This is a genomic window from Prochlorococcus marinus str. MIT 9515, from assembly GCF_000015665.1.
In the GTDB taxonomy this organism is placed as follows: domain Bacteria; phylum Cyanobacteriota; class Cyanobacteriia; order PCC-6307; family Cyanobiaceae; genus Prochlorococcus_A; species Prochlorococcus_A marinus_P.
This window is the reverse complement of sequence record NC_008817.1, coordinates 818,887-835,788: the sequence shown is the minus strand read 5'-3', so window position 1 is coordinate 835,788 and position 16,902 is coordinate 818,887. Positions and strand designations below refer to the sequence as shown.

Here is a 16,902-nt window from a genome sequence, read left to right as displayed (position 1 = left end):
ATTATGTGAAAGGAAATTCTATACTTTTCCCATTATAAAATCTATCGAGCATTATCTCATTACTAGCTTTACTTACCTTACATTTATTTGATATTTCCTTAATTTCCGGAAGATTATTTTTTAATTTTTTATTTTCAAGAGATCTAGAATACATGTAATGATGATTTTTTTTTTTAATTTTATTTATAATTACAGAAATCATCTTGATTTTTATATTAATTTAATATTTGGATTTAAACTTCTCCCATCTCATATTTTCTTTTAGTTCTTTTAAATTATCAGAAATTGATGCCAAGTTTACTAATTGAAGAATTTGATTCTCATTTAATCTTTTAGAAGCAATAAGATTATTAATCATCTCGAGAACAGAAGCATCATTAACATTCATTCAATTTTTAATTTGGTTAATTCGTTCACATTTATTGTAGTAAGAAATAAAGGTTACTTGTTTTTATTGGAGATTTTTTTATATAAAGATCAATTTGCTCTAAATTAAATTACATTATCCCTTATTAGTAAAATTAATAATTTTAATTCCTTTTTATAAATTTAAATTAAATAATTAAAACACAATTTTATTACTTATCGTTTAATGTAAAAGAAACTTTATATGGACAAAAAATCAACTCCAAATTACATAAGTAAGGAAGAAGCAAATGAAATGATCGAAAATGCCCTAAGAAGACATAATAGGAGATCAACTATAATCTCTAGTGTTTTGGGTTGGATTTTAATAGGGGGTTATTCATTCGGATTATTTCAAGCAGTACAGAACGTCTAATTAAAATATTAATTAACCTATTAAATGCTAAATTTAATTAAGTTCAACTATTTCCATGAGAGAATATATAAAAACTAATATAAAGATAATTAAAAGGCATTTAAAGAAAAGAACAAAAAGATTAACTTCATTAAACGATAATTCAATAAAAGAAGAATTCAAGGAATGGCAAGATCCATTATTTGATTATGAATCTGTCTGGACTTTACCAGATTTAACTAGAATAGAGAGATATAGAAACTTTTGTCGTTCAATAAAAAAAGAGATAAGCTAAAATTATTCTCCCAAATGAATGTTATTTATCTTTAAATAAAAGTATCCAGCAAATCCAACAACATTTAACAATAAAACAAAAAGCCAAGTTTTAATCGGTTGATCAGAATCTAACTTTTTAATCTTAAGTTTGGCTTTTAACTTTTCTCTATAATTTGACATACTTAATAATAATCCACCAAAATATTTCTTAAAATAATTTATAGTAATTTAGATAAAAAAATGTCTATATTGATCTAAAAAAAACATTATTATTTACTATTCTTATCATCACCGCTTCTATTGATAGGATATTTGATTAATTCACGTTTAAGATTTTTTATTAATTTTGAATAGTTCATAATTGTAAATTTTCTAGTTAAAGATTGATGCCATTTCATATATTCAAATTATGGAATTTCTTGCTATATTATATACGTTTAATTTAACAATAAATAAGGTCTCCACGGCCTATAATTTTTTTCAAAAAAAGGACTACAATTTCCATGAGTTTAAGAGTTGGCCAAGAAGCACCAAATTTCACTGCAACAGCAGTTTATGATCAAGAATTTAAAGAGATAACTCTTTCAAGTTACAAAGGTAAGTGGGTTGTTTTATTCTTCTATCCACTAGATTTTACATTTGTATGTCCAACTGAAATTACTGCCTTTAGTGATGAATACGAAAAATTTTCTGCATTAAATACCGAAATACTCGGAGTATCCGTAGATAGTAAGCATTGTCATTTAGCATGGATACAAACACCAAGAAATGAAGGTGGTATTGGTGATATTAATTATCCATTAGTTTCAGATTTAAAACGAGAAATTTGCCAAGAATACAATGTTCTTAATGATGATGGAGAAGCAGATAGGGGTTTATTCCTTATTAATCCGCAAGGAATAGTAATGCATACCACAGTAAATAAAGCACCTGTAGGACGTAATGTAGACGAAACGTTAAGGATACTTCAAGGCTACCAATATGTTGCAGCTAATCCTGATGAGGTCTGTCCCGCAAACTGGACTCCAGGAGAAAAAACAATGTTAGAAGATCCAAAAGGAAGTAAAGAATACTTTTCTGCACTCTAGATATAATTATATATTTTAGATATAAATTTTATCTAATTTGAAATTATAAAATAATATAAAATAACCATTAAATAAAAAAATATAATTTTAACAAATGAAATGAGTAAATTATTTGGTTGAGCTGGAATACTCCAATCTGTTAAATAATTCGCTTGTGAAAGATATGACCATAAGTAATATGATATTTCAAGTGATAACAATAAAAGTAAATTTATAGAATTTACATTATCAAAGGTTAAATGATTTTTAACCAAGAATGTATCGTTAAATAATATATTGTTTAATTTTGCATACCAAATCATAGATGAAATCATAAGAAAATTTATAAGTATAATTTTTTTTATAATTAATTTTAATTTTCTAAATATTAATAATATAGAAATAATTACAACAGATATAATGTATTTATTAAAGTTAAAATCCAATAAATAATTATTATTAGAGATAACTATGTTAAAAAATATTTTAAAATTAATAAAAAGATAAGTCAAAAAAAGTGAAGAGAATATAAATAAAGCTGTCACTACGATTATAAATAATAATTTACCGGTAATTTCTTTATTTTTCTTAATTTTGTAATTACTAAATTTATAAAATGTAAAATTTTTTAATGAAGTAATGCTTACAAGAACTGGAATCAATAATCCACTTAAAAAATATAATGTCTTATAAATCGTAAAACTATTTTTATCAAATAGATATAAATTTAACCATTGATTTTGAATTAATGGAAAAATTATAACTAATAATGAAATTATAAAAATTCTTAATAGGTTTAATTTTATTATCAAAATAAATAATTTATAAATAAATTTAGGATTTAAATCATACTTTTAACAAATTATGAGTTATTTTTTTAAAAGTATTATTATCTATAGTTTCTTTATTGATTAAAATTTCAACTAATTTGTCTAATAATATTCTGTTTTTACTTAAAATATTAATAGCATTATTGAGAGAAATTTTTGAAATATTAATAATTTCATTATCTATTTTGGAGTAAGTATTGTCGGCTATTATTGAATTATTTCTAACAAAACCATCTCCCATGAAATTATTGTTACGACTTTCAAGAGATAGAGGACCTATTATAGAAAATCCATATTTAGTTACCATCTCTCTAACAATGTTTGTCGCATAAGATATGTCATTAATTGAGCATTGAGTAATTTCATTTTTGCCAAATACTATTGTTTCAGCAGCTCTGCCTGCCAAAGCTATTTCAATTTTAGATAATAATAATTTCTTCGAAATTAATCCACTTGATACAATATCTTCGTCTGGATTTAATTTAGTATAACCGCCTAAATAACCAGATCTCGGAAGAATTGTTATTTTATCAACTGAATCAATACCATTTTTAACGGCTGATACAATTGCACGTCCAACCTCGTTATAAGCAATTATTTTTTTCATATTATGAGATGAAATAATTGATGTACGTAGACCTAAAGTAACTTTATCTAAAGCATTTTCTATATGGATATCACAAATTAATTTAGATTCCTCTCTAGCACAATGAATAGCGCTTTCATTCATTAAATTTGCTAGATCAGCTCCTGAAAAACCTACTGTTCGTGTAGCCCAATATCCCAAATCTACATTTTTTGAAAGTGGTTTCGATAAGGAATGAACTGAAAGTATTTTCTTTCTACCATCTAAATCAGGTAACATGACTTCAATTTTTCTGTCAAATCGTCCTGGCCTTAGAAGAGCTGAGTCAAGAATATCTGGCCTATTTGTGGCAGCTATAACGATTATTCCTGAATTATCTGAAAACCCATCTAGTTCTGTTAAAAGCTGATTAAGAGTTTGCTCTCTTTCATCATTACCTCCGCCTATTCCTGAGCCTCTTTGTCTACCGATAGAGTCAATCTCATCAATAAATATAATACATGGAGACTTTTCTTTTGCTTTTACAAATAAGTCTCTAACTCTACTTGCACCAACACCAACAAATAGTTCAACAAATTCTGAAGCAGCTATAGAAAGAAAAGGAACTCCTGACTCACCTGCAATTGCTTTAGCTAATAATGTTTTACCAGTTCCAGGAGGACCAATTAATAAAACACCCTTGGGCACTTTTGCTCCTAAATCTGTAAACCTTTTTGGTTCATTAAGAAATTTAATAACTTCTTTTAATTCTTCCGCTGCTTCAGGGACTCCTGCAACATCATCAAATCGTGTATCAACATCATCAATGGTGACAAATTTAGATTTACTTTTTCCAAAACCTAAAGCTCTCGAAGCAAGTTTAGAAGTGCTTCTCAATATTAAAACTATAGCTATTAAAAAAATAAAAAAGAGTCCAATTGATGCTATTGAATTTGCTGCCGAATATTCTTTACGACTGTTATTGATAGTTAGATCAACATTATTTTCAGATGCTTTTTCAAGAATTAATTGGTCATTGTATAGTATGGGTACTTTTTCCTTTCTCCCATTCTTGTACAAAACATCGATTTCTCTCTTTCGAGGATAGAAATATATTGATTCTATGTTTCCCGAATCTAGTTCTAATATGAGATCAGAATAACTTTTATTAGAATTTGAATAAGAAAAATTTGATTTAAAGAACACTAATCTTCAATAAAATATAATGAATAGAGCTTAAAAGCCCAGTTTAAGAATTGCAGTATTTAAAACAAATATACTCAAATATTTGGGAGATAACCATCGAAAGGTTATATTAATAGATGGAAATAAGAAATTAGTATGGCTGTCCCTAAGAAGAAAAAATCAAAAAGCAAGAGAAATCACAGACATGCTGTATGGAAAGGTAAAGCAGCGTTGGCAGCACAAAAAGCTATTTCACTAGGTAAATCTGTTTTAACTGGTAAAGCTCAAGGATTTGTATATCCTATTGACGAGGAAGAAGAGAGTGAAGAATAATTTAATCAAGATCCTAATTTAAATGCTTCAAGAATCACAGCATATGTTGCTCCAATTCGAACTTTATCTAATATTGACCAAAGGTTAAAGAAACCAGAACTTGTGGATGGTCTAATCCTAATAATTATTTCAATAATCAAGATTATTATGGGAACCATTATTAATTCATTTCGACCTTCAGAAATGAATTTAGTCACAAAATTTGCAAATAAAAAATAACCTGTCAAAACAGAGATAATATTGATAGATTTTGATTTCCAGGAAGAACTTAAAAAACCAAACAATAATTTATTAAATTGATCATTAATTCTTGAGAATTTAGTTTGTTGCACTTTAAAATGTCAATAAATATTTTTCAAGATAGGCGCAATCTACATAATTACTATCTAACTTTGGTCCTTTAATTACATTAGATTTGCAACTTTCATTACCTAGACTATCTATAAAACAATTTAAATCTATATCACTATCAATAACAGCCGGTATATTTGAAGGAACAAAAATAGTGGGAAGCCTAGCAGCTAAGGAGGATCTAAGTCCTGGAGACGAATCTTCAAAAACTATTGATTTATTAAATTCAATACCACTTATTTTCATGGCTTTTAAGTAAGGCATGGGATGTGGTTTATGAAATTTAACATCATCACTTGAAATGATAAATTCAAATGGATTAAATTCTTTAAATAATTGATTAGTTATCAGACTAGCTTGCCTTTTAGAGCTTGAAGTTACTATGAACTGTCTAACTTCTTTTTTCTTTAATTCCTTTATTAATCTATAAACACCTGTTTTAAGTGAAATGACATTATTTTTTCTAACATAATTAATGTAATGATATTGTTTTCTTTCGTGAATCCTTTTGACTTCTTCATTATCAATAAACTTATTTATTAATTTTGAATAATAAGAAATTCTATTCTTACCTCCATTAATTTTTAAAAGCTCTATGTATGTATTTATGTCCCAATTCCAATTTAGATTAAAGTCATTAAAAGCATAATTAAATGCCGGTAAATGAGCTTCTAATTCAGTATTAGCAATTGTTCCATCTAAATCCCAATAAACACCCTCAAGGTTAGTCACAAAGAGTTAGAGAATAGTTTTATTTGCGAAAAAATACAAGAGCTATTATTGCTGGTCCAGCCAATGCTACGACTGCTAAAGGTATAAGAGTTGCCATGTAAATAATGATGTGATGTGATACTATTTTTACAAATAAACCTTTCAACTGTACCAATACGTTACAAGATTGAATTAAATTATGAAGTCATGGAGTTGTATAGAAAATTGTGGAGCTTGTTGTCGTTTTGATTTAGCTGAGAGAAAAAACATATCAAGTGTACTAAGTCGTAAAGATATTGATTTAATAAATTCAATGACAAGGAAGGATGGTTGGTGTAAATATTTTGATAAATCAAAAAAAGCGTGCATGATTTATGAATCTAGACCTCATTTTTGTCGTGTAAGTGAATTTTCAAAATCATTCAAAGCTTATTTAAAAAAAGGAGATAAATTTTTAATAGAATGCTGTAATCAACATATATCATCAATTTATGGGAGAAAAAGTAAACAAATGAAGGCTTTTAAAACGGCTATTTCTACAAAATGAATATTAATTTAGAAAAAGAAGACAAAAACGTCGAAAAAAGATTTTCATCTGTTTTTACAACAACATTTACAGCTATATTTATTGCTGAACTTGGCGATAAAACGCAAATAGCAACATTAATGTTATCAGCAGAATCGGGAAAACCAGTTATTGTTTTCTTAGGTAGTTCAATAGCATTAATAAGTTCTAGCCTAGTAGGTGTTTTAATTGGTAAATGGCTATCAAATAAAATTTCTCCTAATAAATTTGCCTTTTTTACAGGTTTATTAATGATACTAATTAGTTTATTCTTAGGATATGACATTATTAGACCTTTCATATAAATGATCTTAAGCTTAATTTTGTCGACATTCCTAACAATATTTATTGCTGAACTTGGAGACAAAACGCAGTTAGCCACTTTAACAATGAGTGGTACATCCAATAAACCATTAGCTGTTTTTTTAGGTTCTTCAACTGCTCTTGTTTTAGCAAGTTTAATAGGAGCATTAGCAGGTGGGTCAATCTCAAATTTTGTACCCGAAATTATATTGAAATCAATAGCATCATTAACTTTTTTTATTCTTGGGATTAGAATTTTTATAAATTCATTCATTTCAAATGAAGCTTATAATAAAGAAAGGAATATTAATTAGTTTTTGATTAAAAAGAAAGATATAATGTAAACGTATCTCTACACATCAGTTGAATATCTAGGGTCATTATGTTTTCAACCTCCTCAATAATTGATAAATTAAAACAAGAGGAAGGATTGGAATATAAAAAATTATGCAGATTATTAAAATTATCAAAAAATGCGGATAAAGATAAGTTAGATATTGCATTAAGAGCATTAGAAGAACTTGAAATAATAGATAAAAATGAAAATAATGAATATTTCAATGTTAAAGAAAGTAATCATTTAGTTGCGAGGATTAGATGTAGCAGCAAGGGATATTGCTTTGCAGTTAGAGAAAACAATAAGGAAGATATATACATCAAAGAAAATTTACTTAATTGTGCCTGGAATGGAGATAAAGTTCTTGTAAGAATAATAAAAGAAGGAGTTAGAAGAAGATCACCTGAAGGAATAGTAGATTGTATACTTGAAAGAACAAACCAAATACTTTTAGCAAAAGTTGAAGTAATCAACGAGGAGATATATGGAGTACCTATTGATGACAGAATTCTATCTAAAATAAAACTCCCAAAAGAAGATGAAAAATATAAATATATTCCTGATAATAAAAATATTGTAAAAATAGAGATTGACCTATTCCCAATTGGACAACAAGACGGAGTTGGTCATGTCATAAAGGAATTAAAACTAAATAATAACGAAAAACTAGATGCAGATTTCGTATTATCTAAAAGTAATCTTAATAGAATTATCAAACTTAAAGATCCAAAAATTGCTGGAAAAAATGAACTTCCAAGATTAGATTTAACGAATAAAAATTCATATATGTTCAAAAGTTGGAATGGTGAAAATTCACCAACACTTCCAATATTTCAAATAGACAAAAATAAAGATGATTCATATAAACTCTGGGTTCACACAAATACAATTGCAGAAAAAATAGATCTAAGTAGTAAGAAGGGCTTAGAAGTATTTTTTAATAGTTTTGAATCATTCCCTTTGCTAGAAAAATGGCAACCTTATATTAGTGAGGAAATATGCAATTCTTCAAAATTTAATGTAGGAGAAATTAATGAAGCTATAAGTTTATGTATAGATATTAATACTGAGAATGAAATAACAAACTGGTCATTCCATTTGACAAAAGTAAAATGTACACTTTTAGTGGAGAATAAACATTTAGATGCCCTATTAACGAGGAAAAGTAGTACTAGAATTACGTCGAGAATCCTCAAACCTATTAAGGATTACATAGAAGATTTAGATAAAATTATAGAAATATCTAAGTTTTTTAGAACAAAACAAATATTGCATGGAAAAATTGAGATACCAAAACCAAATAGTAATATAGATTCTTTAAGGGAATTATTAGTCCACAATCCTGTTGACTATTCAAAGGAATATTTTGAACCATTAAATAATAATGATATTCAATCATATTTATCACCTTTACTATACGAGGCTAATTCATTATGGTTTAAACATTCAAATAAATACGGCTTAATTAATGCTTCATATATTTCCCAAGAGTTAGATTACATAAATATTAGTGAAATTATTAAAAATTCAGAATTAATAAATAGTGATATCGAGCTAAATGAAAATGGCACCTTAACATTTAAGCAATTAGTTGAATTATGTAGCGATGATGATAATAAAAAAAGAATTTTGCATAAGTTATTAATAAATGTTTTAAGAGATAATGAAGTGAAACTGATAACAAAAGATTTTAATAAAATAGATTCTAAAAAAATTATTTCACCATGGACTTTACCATCATACGATTTTATAAATTTAATTAATCAATACAATATCTATAACATGATAATAAATGGTAAAAGAACCAAAAATACTAAAGGAAATATTATTAATATTATGGAAAAGGACACTTGGAAAGATGTTAGTTGGAGTATTTATAATTCAACAACTTTAAAAAGTATGGATTTATTATTTAATCAACATTTAATAGACAAAATTAACGAATATAAAAATAAAGTAAGGCAATTCAAGTTAAATATGATTAATATAAAACAAGTAAGAAAAGCAGAAAAACTTATAGGAAATACATATAGCGGTTTAATAATGACAGTTCAAAGTTATGGCTTTTTCGTTGAGATAAGAGAGTTATTTGTGGAAGGTTTAGTACATGTAAGTACCCTAAGTAATGATTGGTACGAATATAGATCTCGACAAAACGTATTAATTGGCAGAAAATCAAAGAAATCTTATAAGATTGGAGATATAATTGATGTCAAAATTATTAAGGTTGATATTCTTAAATATCAAATAGATCTTGAACTTGTTTAGAGATAACTAATCTATATACTCTAAACAATTTAATTAATTTTTATTAATAACTTACAATAAAATGAATTATAAAAAAAAAGGTATATTATTAAGTATTTTCTTAATATTAATAATACAGATTTTATTGTTAATAAATAACAAACAAAAATCCTCTTTTAGATATTTAATTTGGAATGTTGAAGAAGTCTCTATCGGTAGATTAATCTGTATTTCTTTTGTATCTGGATTATTAATGAGTTCTTTATTAAACAAATCAATAAATAATAACTTTATTACTAAACGTATAATTGATAATGATGATAAAACAACTGATGAAGATGAATATCTTACAAATAAAGACGAAAATAATGAACAGTATGAAATTACTCCTGAAAGAGATATAAGAGATCCTCAACCCACAATTTCTGTTAATTACCGTGTTATTAAAAATAATGGCGAAAACGAATTCAAAGGTAGAAACCAATCAATCAATAATACGCAATCAGACGATGATTGGAATAATAATGGTTCCGAATGGTGAAAATATAGTTAATTTTAAATATTGATAAAAATATGTAAAATTCTATTTATAATAATACCTGAAGTTTAATTTGTTGTTATGGAAGAAAATGTAGATTCTATAGGAGATAGTTATATTAATGAAAAAGATACTTTTAAAAAGGATAACAAGAATACTAATAAAGAAAAAGTTGCCAAAGAAAAATCAAATGAAGTAAACAAAGAAATTAATGAAGAAAAAGTTGCAAAAGAAAATTCAAATGAAGTTAACATAGAAATTAATGAAGAAAAAATTTCAGAGGAGAATTCAAAAGAAGTAAACAAAGATATTAATAAAGAAAAAGTTGCCAAAGAAAAATCAAATGAAGTTAACAAAGAAATTAATGAAGAAAAAGTTGCAAAAGAAAATTCAAATGAAGTTAACATAGAAATTAATGAAGAAAAAGTTGCCAAAGAAAAATCAAATGAAGTAAACAAAGAAATTAATGAAGAAAAAATTTCAGAGGAGAATTCAAAAGAAGTAAACAAAGATATTAATAAAGAAAAAGTTTCCAAAGAAAATTCAAAAGAAGTAAACAAAGATATTAATAAAGAAAAAGTTGCAAAAGAAAATTCAAAAGAAGTAAACAAAGATATTAATAAAGAAAAAGTTGCAGAGGAAAATTTAAAACCTTTAAAAATAAAGCCAAAAAAGGAAATTCCTATTGAAAAAAAACCTTTTAAAGAATTTATTAATGAACATTTACTACCTTCAATAATTCAGGAATTTAAATTAAGAGGATTTGAAGTTAAAGAAATTAATCTAAAAAACACATCAAGACCAATTGCTGGAGATAAATGTTGGGTTGTTTTCTGCGAAATAAAAGACATATGTAATTTCTGGCTATCCTTTGAGAAAGAAGACATAAGCTCATCAAAAAGTATTTCGTTATGTAAATCTAATCAAAAACCAAGTGTGATTGAATCATTTTTAATAGATGAAAAAAGAATAACTCTCAAATTAATCATTTCTAGAATTCTGCAAAGATTAAATGGTCAGAAATTAATTGGGATTAATTAAAAAATCTAAAAGAATAACACCTAGTTAACTTTTTACTCAAAAATGCAATAAATAGTAAATAATAGTAATAACGAATTATGGAAAATGCCTCAACAAACAATTACAACAAATAATAGAAAATCGATTAATAGGGGAAAGGATATCGCAAAGGATACAATATTGACCCCAAATTTTTATACGACCGATTTTGAAGCTATGGAAAAAATGGATTTATCCATTAATGAAGAAGAACTTGAAGCAATATGTGAAGAATTTAGAAAAGATTATAATAGACATCACTTTGTAAGAAATAAGGAGTTTGAGGGTGCTGCAGATAAACTAGATCCTGAAACTAGAGAACTTTTTGTTGATTTTCTTGAAGGAAGTTGCACTTCAGAATTTTCAGGCTTCCTATTGTATAAAGAATTAAGTAAAAGAATAAAAGATAAGAACCCACTTCTTGCAGAATGTTTCGCTCATATGGCTAGAGACGAAGCAAGACATGCAGGATTCTTGAATAAATCCATGAATGACTTTGGTTTACAGTTGGATTTAGGTTTTCTTACAGCCAACAAAGATTATACATATTTTGCTCCTAGAGCAATTTTTTACGCTACCTACATATCTGAAAAAATTGGATATTGGAGATATATAGCAATTTTCAGACACCTCGAAAAAAACCCTGGTGGTAAGATCTTCCCTCTTTTTAATTTTTTTGAAAATTGGTGTCAAGATGAAAATAGACATGGGGATTTCTTTGATGCATTAATGAAAGCACAACCCCGAACAGTAAAAAGTTTAAGTCATAAGTTTGAGATCTTCGGTTATACCTTTAAACATCCGATTTTTGATTACTACCATAGATTTAGATATTTTTTAAATAATCATCCTATAGTTTCAAAATTATGGTCTAGATTCTTTCTACTAGCTGTTTTTGCAACAATGTATATAAGAGATCTTGGAACAAAAAAAGATTTTTATGGAGCACTAGGATTAAACGCTAGAGAATATGACCAGTTTGTTATTAACAAAACAAATGAAACCTCAGCCAGAGTATTTCCCGTTGTTTTAAATGTTTATGATGAATCTTTTTACAAAAGATTAGACAAAATAGTTGAGAATGGTACTCTCTTATCAGCCATAGATAAAAGAAATAATTCAAATTTAATTAAAGTTATTTCTAAATTACCTATCTTTATTTCAAACGGTTATCAACTGATAAGACTATACTTATTAAAACCTCTTGAAAGCAACGATTTTCAACCATCAATAAGATAATCCGACCTACTTAAGAGAATAAGCTATAAGATTCAAATGGTATCTTCGATTATTAACACTAGTGAAATTAAATTTGGAGAATGTAATAAAAAACTTCTAGAAGAAGTTATTTTCTATGGAATATCACTTGGTGCTGATTTTGTAGAATTGTTTATTGAAAATTCGGATAATTCAAGTGTTCTTGCAGAAGAAGATTTTATTACAAGTGTTAGTCCATCATTTGGTAAAGGAGCAGGTATAAGAATATTTAAAGATAAAAGAGATGGTTTTGTTAGCACGAACGACTTATCAAAACATGGATTAATGAGATCAATTTCTCAAGCTATTGAAATGTTAGATATAACTGAAAAAACAAATAATTCTATATTCAATGGACTTAATAAACTAAAGGATTACAGTAAGTCAAAAATCAATTGGATTAATGAAGTACCTACAATATACGAAATAAGTGAAAAATTATTACTCAGCACAAAGTGTCTAAAAAAGGACAACAAAGTTGTTGTGAGGAAAGGGAGCTACTCAAGAAATTGGCAAGAAGTAATAATAGCTTCAAGTGACGGAACTTACGCTACTGATATTAGATTACATCAAACAGTAGGACTTAACTTAATTGCTAATGATGCTCAATATCGATCGAACGGCAGTAGAAGATTTGGATCACACGGAATTCCTAATGAATTTAGATTATGGGACCATGAAAAAGCAGCAAATGAAGTATATGAGAGTTCATTGAATATGTTGTATGCAGACTATGTACAAGCTGGACAAATGCCAGTTGTTTTAGCTAATAAATTTGGTGGTGTAATATTTCATGAGGCCTGTGGTCATTTACTCGAAACAACACAGATTGAACGCGGAACAACTCCATTTAGCGATAAGTTAAATAAAAAAATTGCTCATGAATCAGTTACGGCTATAGATGAAGGCCTCTCAGAAGGATCCTTTGGATCATTATCCATTGATGATGAAGGAATGGAACCTGAGAAATCAATTCTTATTAAGAATGGAATTTTAAAGAAATTTCTTTCTGATAGAGCAGGTGAACTAAGAACTGGTCACAAAAGAACTGGTAGTGGTAGAAGGCAAAACTATTCATTTGCTGCTGCATCAAGAATGAGAAATACATATATAGCTAAAGGTGAATTCACAAAGGAAGAATTAATAAATAGTATTGCTGATGGGCTTTACTGTAAATCTATGGGAGGTGGAAGTGTAGGGGCGACAGGTCAATTTAATTTTGCTGTTGAGGAAGGTTATTTAATAAAGAATGGAAAATTAACTAAACCTGTTAAAGGAGCCACATTGATAGGGGACGCGAAAGAAGTCATGCCAAAAATATCTATGTGTGGAAATGATTTAGAGTTAGCACCAGGTTTTTGTGGCTCAGTAAGCGGAAGCGTAAATGTAACAGTCGGTCAGCCACATATAAAAGTTGATTCAATAACTGTAGGAGGTAGATAAAAATGAATGCAACAGAAATAACAAATCAAATAAAACACACAGCAAATATATTAAATATCGATAAATGGGATTACGGAGCTAGTTTTTCTAATGATTATTCTGTTCAAGTTGATAGAGGTGCAGCAAAACAATTAAAAGCTTCTCAAAAACAGGTTATAACGTTGAGAGTTTGGAATAAAGAAAATTTAGTTGGTATAACTACGACAAGTGATTTAAGTGAAACTGGAATCAAAAAAGCCTTAAAACAAGCAAATATTGCCTCAGAATTTGGAAATAAAAATGAATTTACCGATTTTTCTCCATTAGCCAAAGATCCTATACAAGTTAAAGAAATAGATAAAAAGAATCCATTAGGAATTAAAAAGCTACTTAAAATTCTTAGGGAAGCCGAATCGAAACTTATTGACAGTCACGAAGCTATTAAATCTATTCCTTACAATGGTTTGTCAGAAAGTTTTTACGAAAGAATTTATGCCAATAGTGATGGCGCATTTAGAAACTACAGTAAAAGTCAAGCTGCTTTATATTTATATGCCAGAGCAGAAGAAAAAGATAAAAAACCCAGGAGTTCAGGTTCAGTTAAACTTGGTTATGGTGTCGAAGACATTGATATTGAATCATGCATTAAAGAAGCTTCAAAGAAAACAATTGCACATTTAGACTATTCATCAATAAAAACTGGTAAGTATTTAGTTTGTCTATCACCTGAAGCCTTTCTGACAATAATAAATGCCTTTAGTTCACTCTTCAATGCAAGAAGCATTATTGATGGTGTAAGTCTTTCAGATAAAAACTCCATAGGCGACATGATTTCAATCTCAGCTTTGAATATCTATGATGATGGACTTAATGATAAAAATATATCTTCAGCACCATTCGATGGTGAAGGCACTCCAACAAAAAAACTGAGCATAATTAAAAAAGGTAAATTAGAAAACTTTCTACATTCTGAATCGACAGCAAAAATTTTTAATACCATACCTACTGGTCATGCAGGTCTTGGTTCAAAAGTATCGGTTTCTCCAGATTGGCTAGTAATTGAAAGATCAAGCGATTGTTCGGAACTAAATATGTCATTGGAGCATACAAATTATGAAGGAGAGTTTGTATATATTGAAGAATTGAATGCTATTCATGCAGGAGTAAGAGCCAGTCAAGGATCCTTTTCTCTTCCTTTCGAGGGATGGATTTATAGTAATGGGAAAAAATCCTCAATTGAGTCTGCGACTGTAGCAGGGGATATAAAATATCTTCTTAGAAATATAGTTAATATTGAAAATGAAGAAGAATTAACTACAAGTGGAATTTCCCCACATATTTGGATTAGTGAATTATCAATAACTGGAGACGAGTGAGAATTATATTTTGGGGAACTCCTGAATATTCAGTAAAAAGTCTTGAAGTATTAAAAAAATCAGATCATGAAATTTTAGCTGTCATAACGCAGCCAGATAAAAAAAGATCTAGAGGTAATAAATTAATAGCGTCCCCAGTAAAGCAATATGCTATGAAGGAAGGGCTTCCAGTTTTCACACCTGAAACTTTAAAGAAAAATGATCATTTTATAAGTTTACTTAAAGAATTTTCTTGCGATTTGTTTGTTGTTATTGCTTATGGAAAAATATTACCAAAAAAAATATTAGATATTCCTAAATATAAATCATGGAATGCGCATGCATCACTACTTCCAAGATGGAGAGGTGCCGCTCCCATCCAATGGTCAATATTGGAGGGAGATGATTTTACTGGTGTTGGAATAATGAGAATGGAAGAAGGATTAGATACTGGAGATGTATTAGTTGAAAAACAAATCAAAATTGAGAAAGAAGATAATCTTCAGACGTTAACAAAAAAATTAAGTGATTTATCATCAGAATTATTATTAAAAGCGATATCAAAAATAGAGCAAAATAAAAATAAAGATATTAATCATTTACTTAAAAAACAAAAAGATCTTCAAAGAAAATTAAAATATGCAAGAATGATTAACAAATCAGACTACATAATAGATTGGGCAAATAATTCAACTGATATATACAGAAAAATAAATGCCTTATACCCTAGAGTTAGTACAACATTTAAAAAGAAAAATCTAAAAATAATTAAAATAAAAATTCTAACAACAGATGAGATACAGAATAAAAATTATAAAATTGTAAGCGATAAATTTAAACCTGGATACGTTATTGGTCTTATAGAAAACAAAGGTATCATTATATCAACTAAAACTGATCCAATTCTTTTATTAGAGGCAAAACTAGAGGGTAAAAATATATCTAAGCAAAAGCAGCTTTTACAACAATTAAATCCTCTTATAGGAGAAAAATTCTCAGATTAAGTTATTATCTCCCTTTTGGACAAACCCCAAAGGAAGGAGATTAATATCAAAATATAAAAATAATAATCAGGAAGAATTGTCTCTGTAATTAATGTATTTAGAAGAAGCTTAATCCCAACAATAAGAATAGCGATATAACCGGCAGTTTCTAGCCTTGAAAATTTCTCTAAAAGTTTAAGAAAGATGCCGGAGGTAAATCGTAATGCTAATACACCTATAATTGCTCCAAAAATAATAAGAATATATTGATCACTTATAGCAACAGCTGTTGTAATACTGTCTATTGAAAAAGCAAAATCAGTAAAAGATAGCAAAGCTACAATCTTTAAAAATTTGAAATTAATATTTGTTTTGTCATTGTCAGAATTTTGTAAATCGGTTTCATTACTTAAAAAAACATTTGAAATAAATAAATAAATAAGATACAGTCCTGCAAAAATTCGAATTATGATAAATTTCAGAAGAATATTAGATAATAGAATAAGAAATATTCTAAATAATAAAGAAATAGTGATACCTATATTTAAGGCCTTAGATCTTAATTCTGGACTATCAAGAGATTTAGTGAGTGAAGCCAAAGCTATAGCGTTGTCAGCCGAAAGTAGCAATTCTAAAATAATTAAAATTGGTAGAAGTGTAAGAATCTCAGACCAACTATCAACTTGATCTAGCGTTGGAATAAAAGAATTTATTGCGGCTGAATCCATCTATTATTATTCACAATCTTTATAAAATAT

21 protein-coding genes are annotated in these 16,902 nt (G+C 27.7%); 14 read left to right on the top strand and 7 right to left on the bottom strand.

The genetic code is table 11. The features are described 5' to 3' along the window. Position 1: 1 nt before the first annotated feature. A complete protein-coding gene (locus tag P9515_RS04575; RefSeq protein WP_011820249.1) occupies positions 2–202 on the bottom strand; it encodes a hypothetical protein in 201 nt (66 codons plus the stop codon). A gap of 18 nt (positions 203–220) precedes the next feature. Then, positions 221–388 (bottom strand): hypothetical protein, encoded by a 168-nt coding sequence (locus P9515_RS09690; RefSeq protein ID WP_011820248.1) that lies wholly within the window; start codon positions 386–388, stop codon positions 221–223. Between the two features lie 222 nt (positions 389–610). On the opposite strand from P9515_RS09690, the gene P9515_RS09685 reads away from it, so the two are divergent. Continuing rightward, positions 611–781, top strand: a complete 171-nt coding sequence (locus P9515_RS09685; RefSeq protein WP_011820247.1) for a hypothetical protein — start codon at positions 611–613, stop codon at positions 779–781. Positions 782–836: 55 nt separating this feature from the next. Beyond that, positions 837–1,055 carry a hypothetical protein gene (locus P9515_RS04570; RefSeq protein ID WP_011820246.1) on the top strand — a complete coding sequence of 73 codons (219 nt, stop codon included), beginning with the start codon at positions 837–839 and terminating at the stop codon, positions 1,053–1,055. 2 nt (positions 1,056–1,057) lie between these two features. On the opposite strand, the gene P9515_RS09680 is transcribed toward P9515_RS04570, so the two are convergent. Continuing rightward, a complete protein-coding gene (locus tag P9515_RS09680) occupies positions 1,058–1,216 on the bottom strand; it encodes a hypothetical protein (RefSeq protein WP_011820245.1) in 159 nt (52 codons plus the stop codon). 323 nt (positions 1,217–1,539) lie between these two features. Here P9515_RS09680 and P9515_RS04565 point away from each other — a divergent pair, with 323 nt between their 5' ends. Next, positions 1,540–2,124 (top strand): peroxiredoxin, encoded by a 585-nt coding sequence (locus P9515_RS04565; protein WP_011820243.1) that lies wholly within the window; start codon positions 1,540–1,542, stop codon positions 2,122–2,124. Between the two features lie 825 nt (positions 2,125–2,949). On the opposite strand, the gene ftsH is transcribed toward P9515_RS04565, so the two are convergent. Then, a complete protein-coding gene (gene ftsH / locus P9515_RS04555; RefSeq protein WP_011820241.1) occupies positions 2,950–4,704 on the bottom strand; it encodes an ATP-dependent zinc metalloprotease FtsH in 1,755 nt (584 codons plus the stop codon). Positions 4,705–4,839: 135 nt separating this feature from the next. On the opposite strand from ftsH, the gene rpmF reads away from it, so the two are divergent. Beyond that, positions 4,840–5,016 carry a 50S ribosomal protein L32 gene (gene rpmF, locus P9515_RS04550; protein ID WP_011820240.1) on the top strand — a complete coding sequence of 59 codons (177 nt, stop codon included), beginning with the start codon at positions 4,840–4,842 and terminating at the stop codon, positions 5,014–5,016. Positions 5,017–5,021: 5 nt separating this feature from the next. On the opposite strand, the gene P9515_RS04545 is transcribed toward rpmF, so the two are convergent. Next, positions 5,022–5,348: a DUF565 domain-containing protein gene (locus P9515_RS04545; protein ID WP_011820239.1), complete on the bottom strand. Its 327-nt coding sequence runs from the start codon at positions 5,346–5,348 to the stop codon at positions 5,022–5,024. Position 5,349: 1 nt separating this feature from the next. Continuing rightward, positions 5,350–6,099 carry an HAD-IA family hydrolase gene (locus tag P9515_RS04540; RefSeq protein ID WP_011820238.1) on the bottom strand — a complete coding sequence of 250 codons (750 nt, stop codon included), beginning with the start codon at positions 6,097–6,099 and terminating at the stop codon, positions 5,350–5,352. A 178-nt stretch (positions 6,100–6,277) separates the two neighbouring features. On the opposite strand from P9515_RS04540, the gene P9515_RS04535 reads away from it, so the two are divergent. The 10 genes from P9515_RS04535 (at position 6,278) to fmt (ending at position 16,165) form a co-directional block, all read left to right on the top strand. Then, on the top strand, positions 6,278–6,625 hold the full coding sequence (locus P9515_RS04535; protein WP_011820237.1) for a YkgJ family cysteine cluster protein: 348 nt from the start codon (positions 6,278–6,280) through the stop codon (positions 6,623–6,625). Further along, positions 6,622–6,948 carry a TMEM165/GDT1 family protein gene (locus P9515_RS09335; RefSeq protein ID WP_011820236.1) on the top strand — a complete coding sequence of 109 codons (327 nt, stop codon included), beginning with the start codon at positions 6,622–6,624 and terminating at the stop codon, positions 6,946–6,948. The genes P9515_RS04535 and P9515_RS09335 overlap by 4 nt, the downstream gene beginning before the upstream one ends. Then, positions 6,949–7,260 carry a TMEM165/GDT1 family protein gene (locus P9515_RS09330; protein WP_071818452.1) on the top strand — a complete coding sequence of 104 codons (312 nt, stop codon included), beginning with the start codon at positions 6,949–6,951 and terminating at the stop codon, positions 7,258–7,260. It abuts the gene before it with no gap. 68 nt (positions 7,261–7,328) lie between these two features. Then, complete coding sequence (locus P9515_RS04525; protein ID WP_011820234.1) at positions 7,329–9,551, top strand: RNB domain-containing ribonuclease; 2,223 nt, start codon at positions 7,329–7,331, stop codon at positions 9,549–9,551. Between the two features lie 61 nt (positions 9,552–9,612). Further along, positions 9,613–10,071 carry a hypothetical protein gene (locus tag P9515_RS04520; protein WP_011820233.1) on the top strand — a complete coding sequence of 153 codons (459 nt, stop codon included), beginning with the start codon at positions 9,613–9,615 and terminating at the stop codon, positions 10,069–10,071. Between the two features lie 78 nt (positions 10,072–10,149). Further along, the gene (locus tag P9515_RS09415; protein ID WP_011820232.1) at positions 10,150–11,109 is read left to right on the top strand and encodes a DUF2996 domain-containing protein; all 960 of its coding nucleotides are present in this window, start codon (positions 10,150–10,152) and stop codon (positions 11,107–11,109) included. A gap of 84 nt (positions 11,110–11,193) precedes the next feature. Beyond that, positions 11,194–12,366, top strand: a complete 1,173-nt coding sequence (gene acsF / locus P9515_RS04510) for a magnesium-protoporphyrin IX monomethyl ester (oxidative) cyclase (protein WP_011820231.1) — start codon at positions 11,194–11,196, stop codon at positions 12,364–12,366. 36 nt (positions 12,367–12,402) lie between these two features. Further along, positions 12,403–13,827: a TldD/PmbA family protein gene (locus tag P9515_RS04505; RefSeq protein ID WP_011820230.1), complete on the top strand. Its 1,425-nt coding sequence runs from the start codon at positions 12,403–12,405 to the stop codon at positions 13,825–13,827. Positions 13,828–13,829: 2 nt separating this feature from the next. Then, entirely contained in the window at positions 13,830–15,182 is a 1,353-nt protein-coding gene (locus P9515_RS04500) for a TldD/PmbA family protein (RefSeq protein WP_011820229.1), read from the top strand. After that, on the top strand, positions 15,179–16,165 hold the full coding sequence (gene fmt, locus P9515_RS04495) for a methionyl-tRNA formyltransferase (RefSeq protein WP_011820228.1): 987 nt from the start codon (positions 15,179–15,181) through the stop codon (positions 16,163–16,165). Before P9515_RS04500 ends, fmt begins: the two co-directional genes overlap by 4 nt. Here the strand turns inward: fmt and P9515_RS04490 are convergent. Continuing rightward, on the bottom strand, positions 16,162–16,872 hold the full coding sequence (locus P9515_RS04490) for a TerC family protein (protein ID WP_011820227.1): 711 nt from the start codon (positions 16,870–16,872) through the stop codon (positions 16,162–16,164). The two genes, fmt and P9515_RS04490, sit on opposite strands and share 4 nt — an antisense overlap. Positions 16,873–16,902 lie beyond the last annotated feature (30 nt).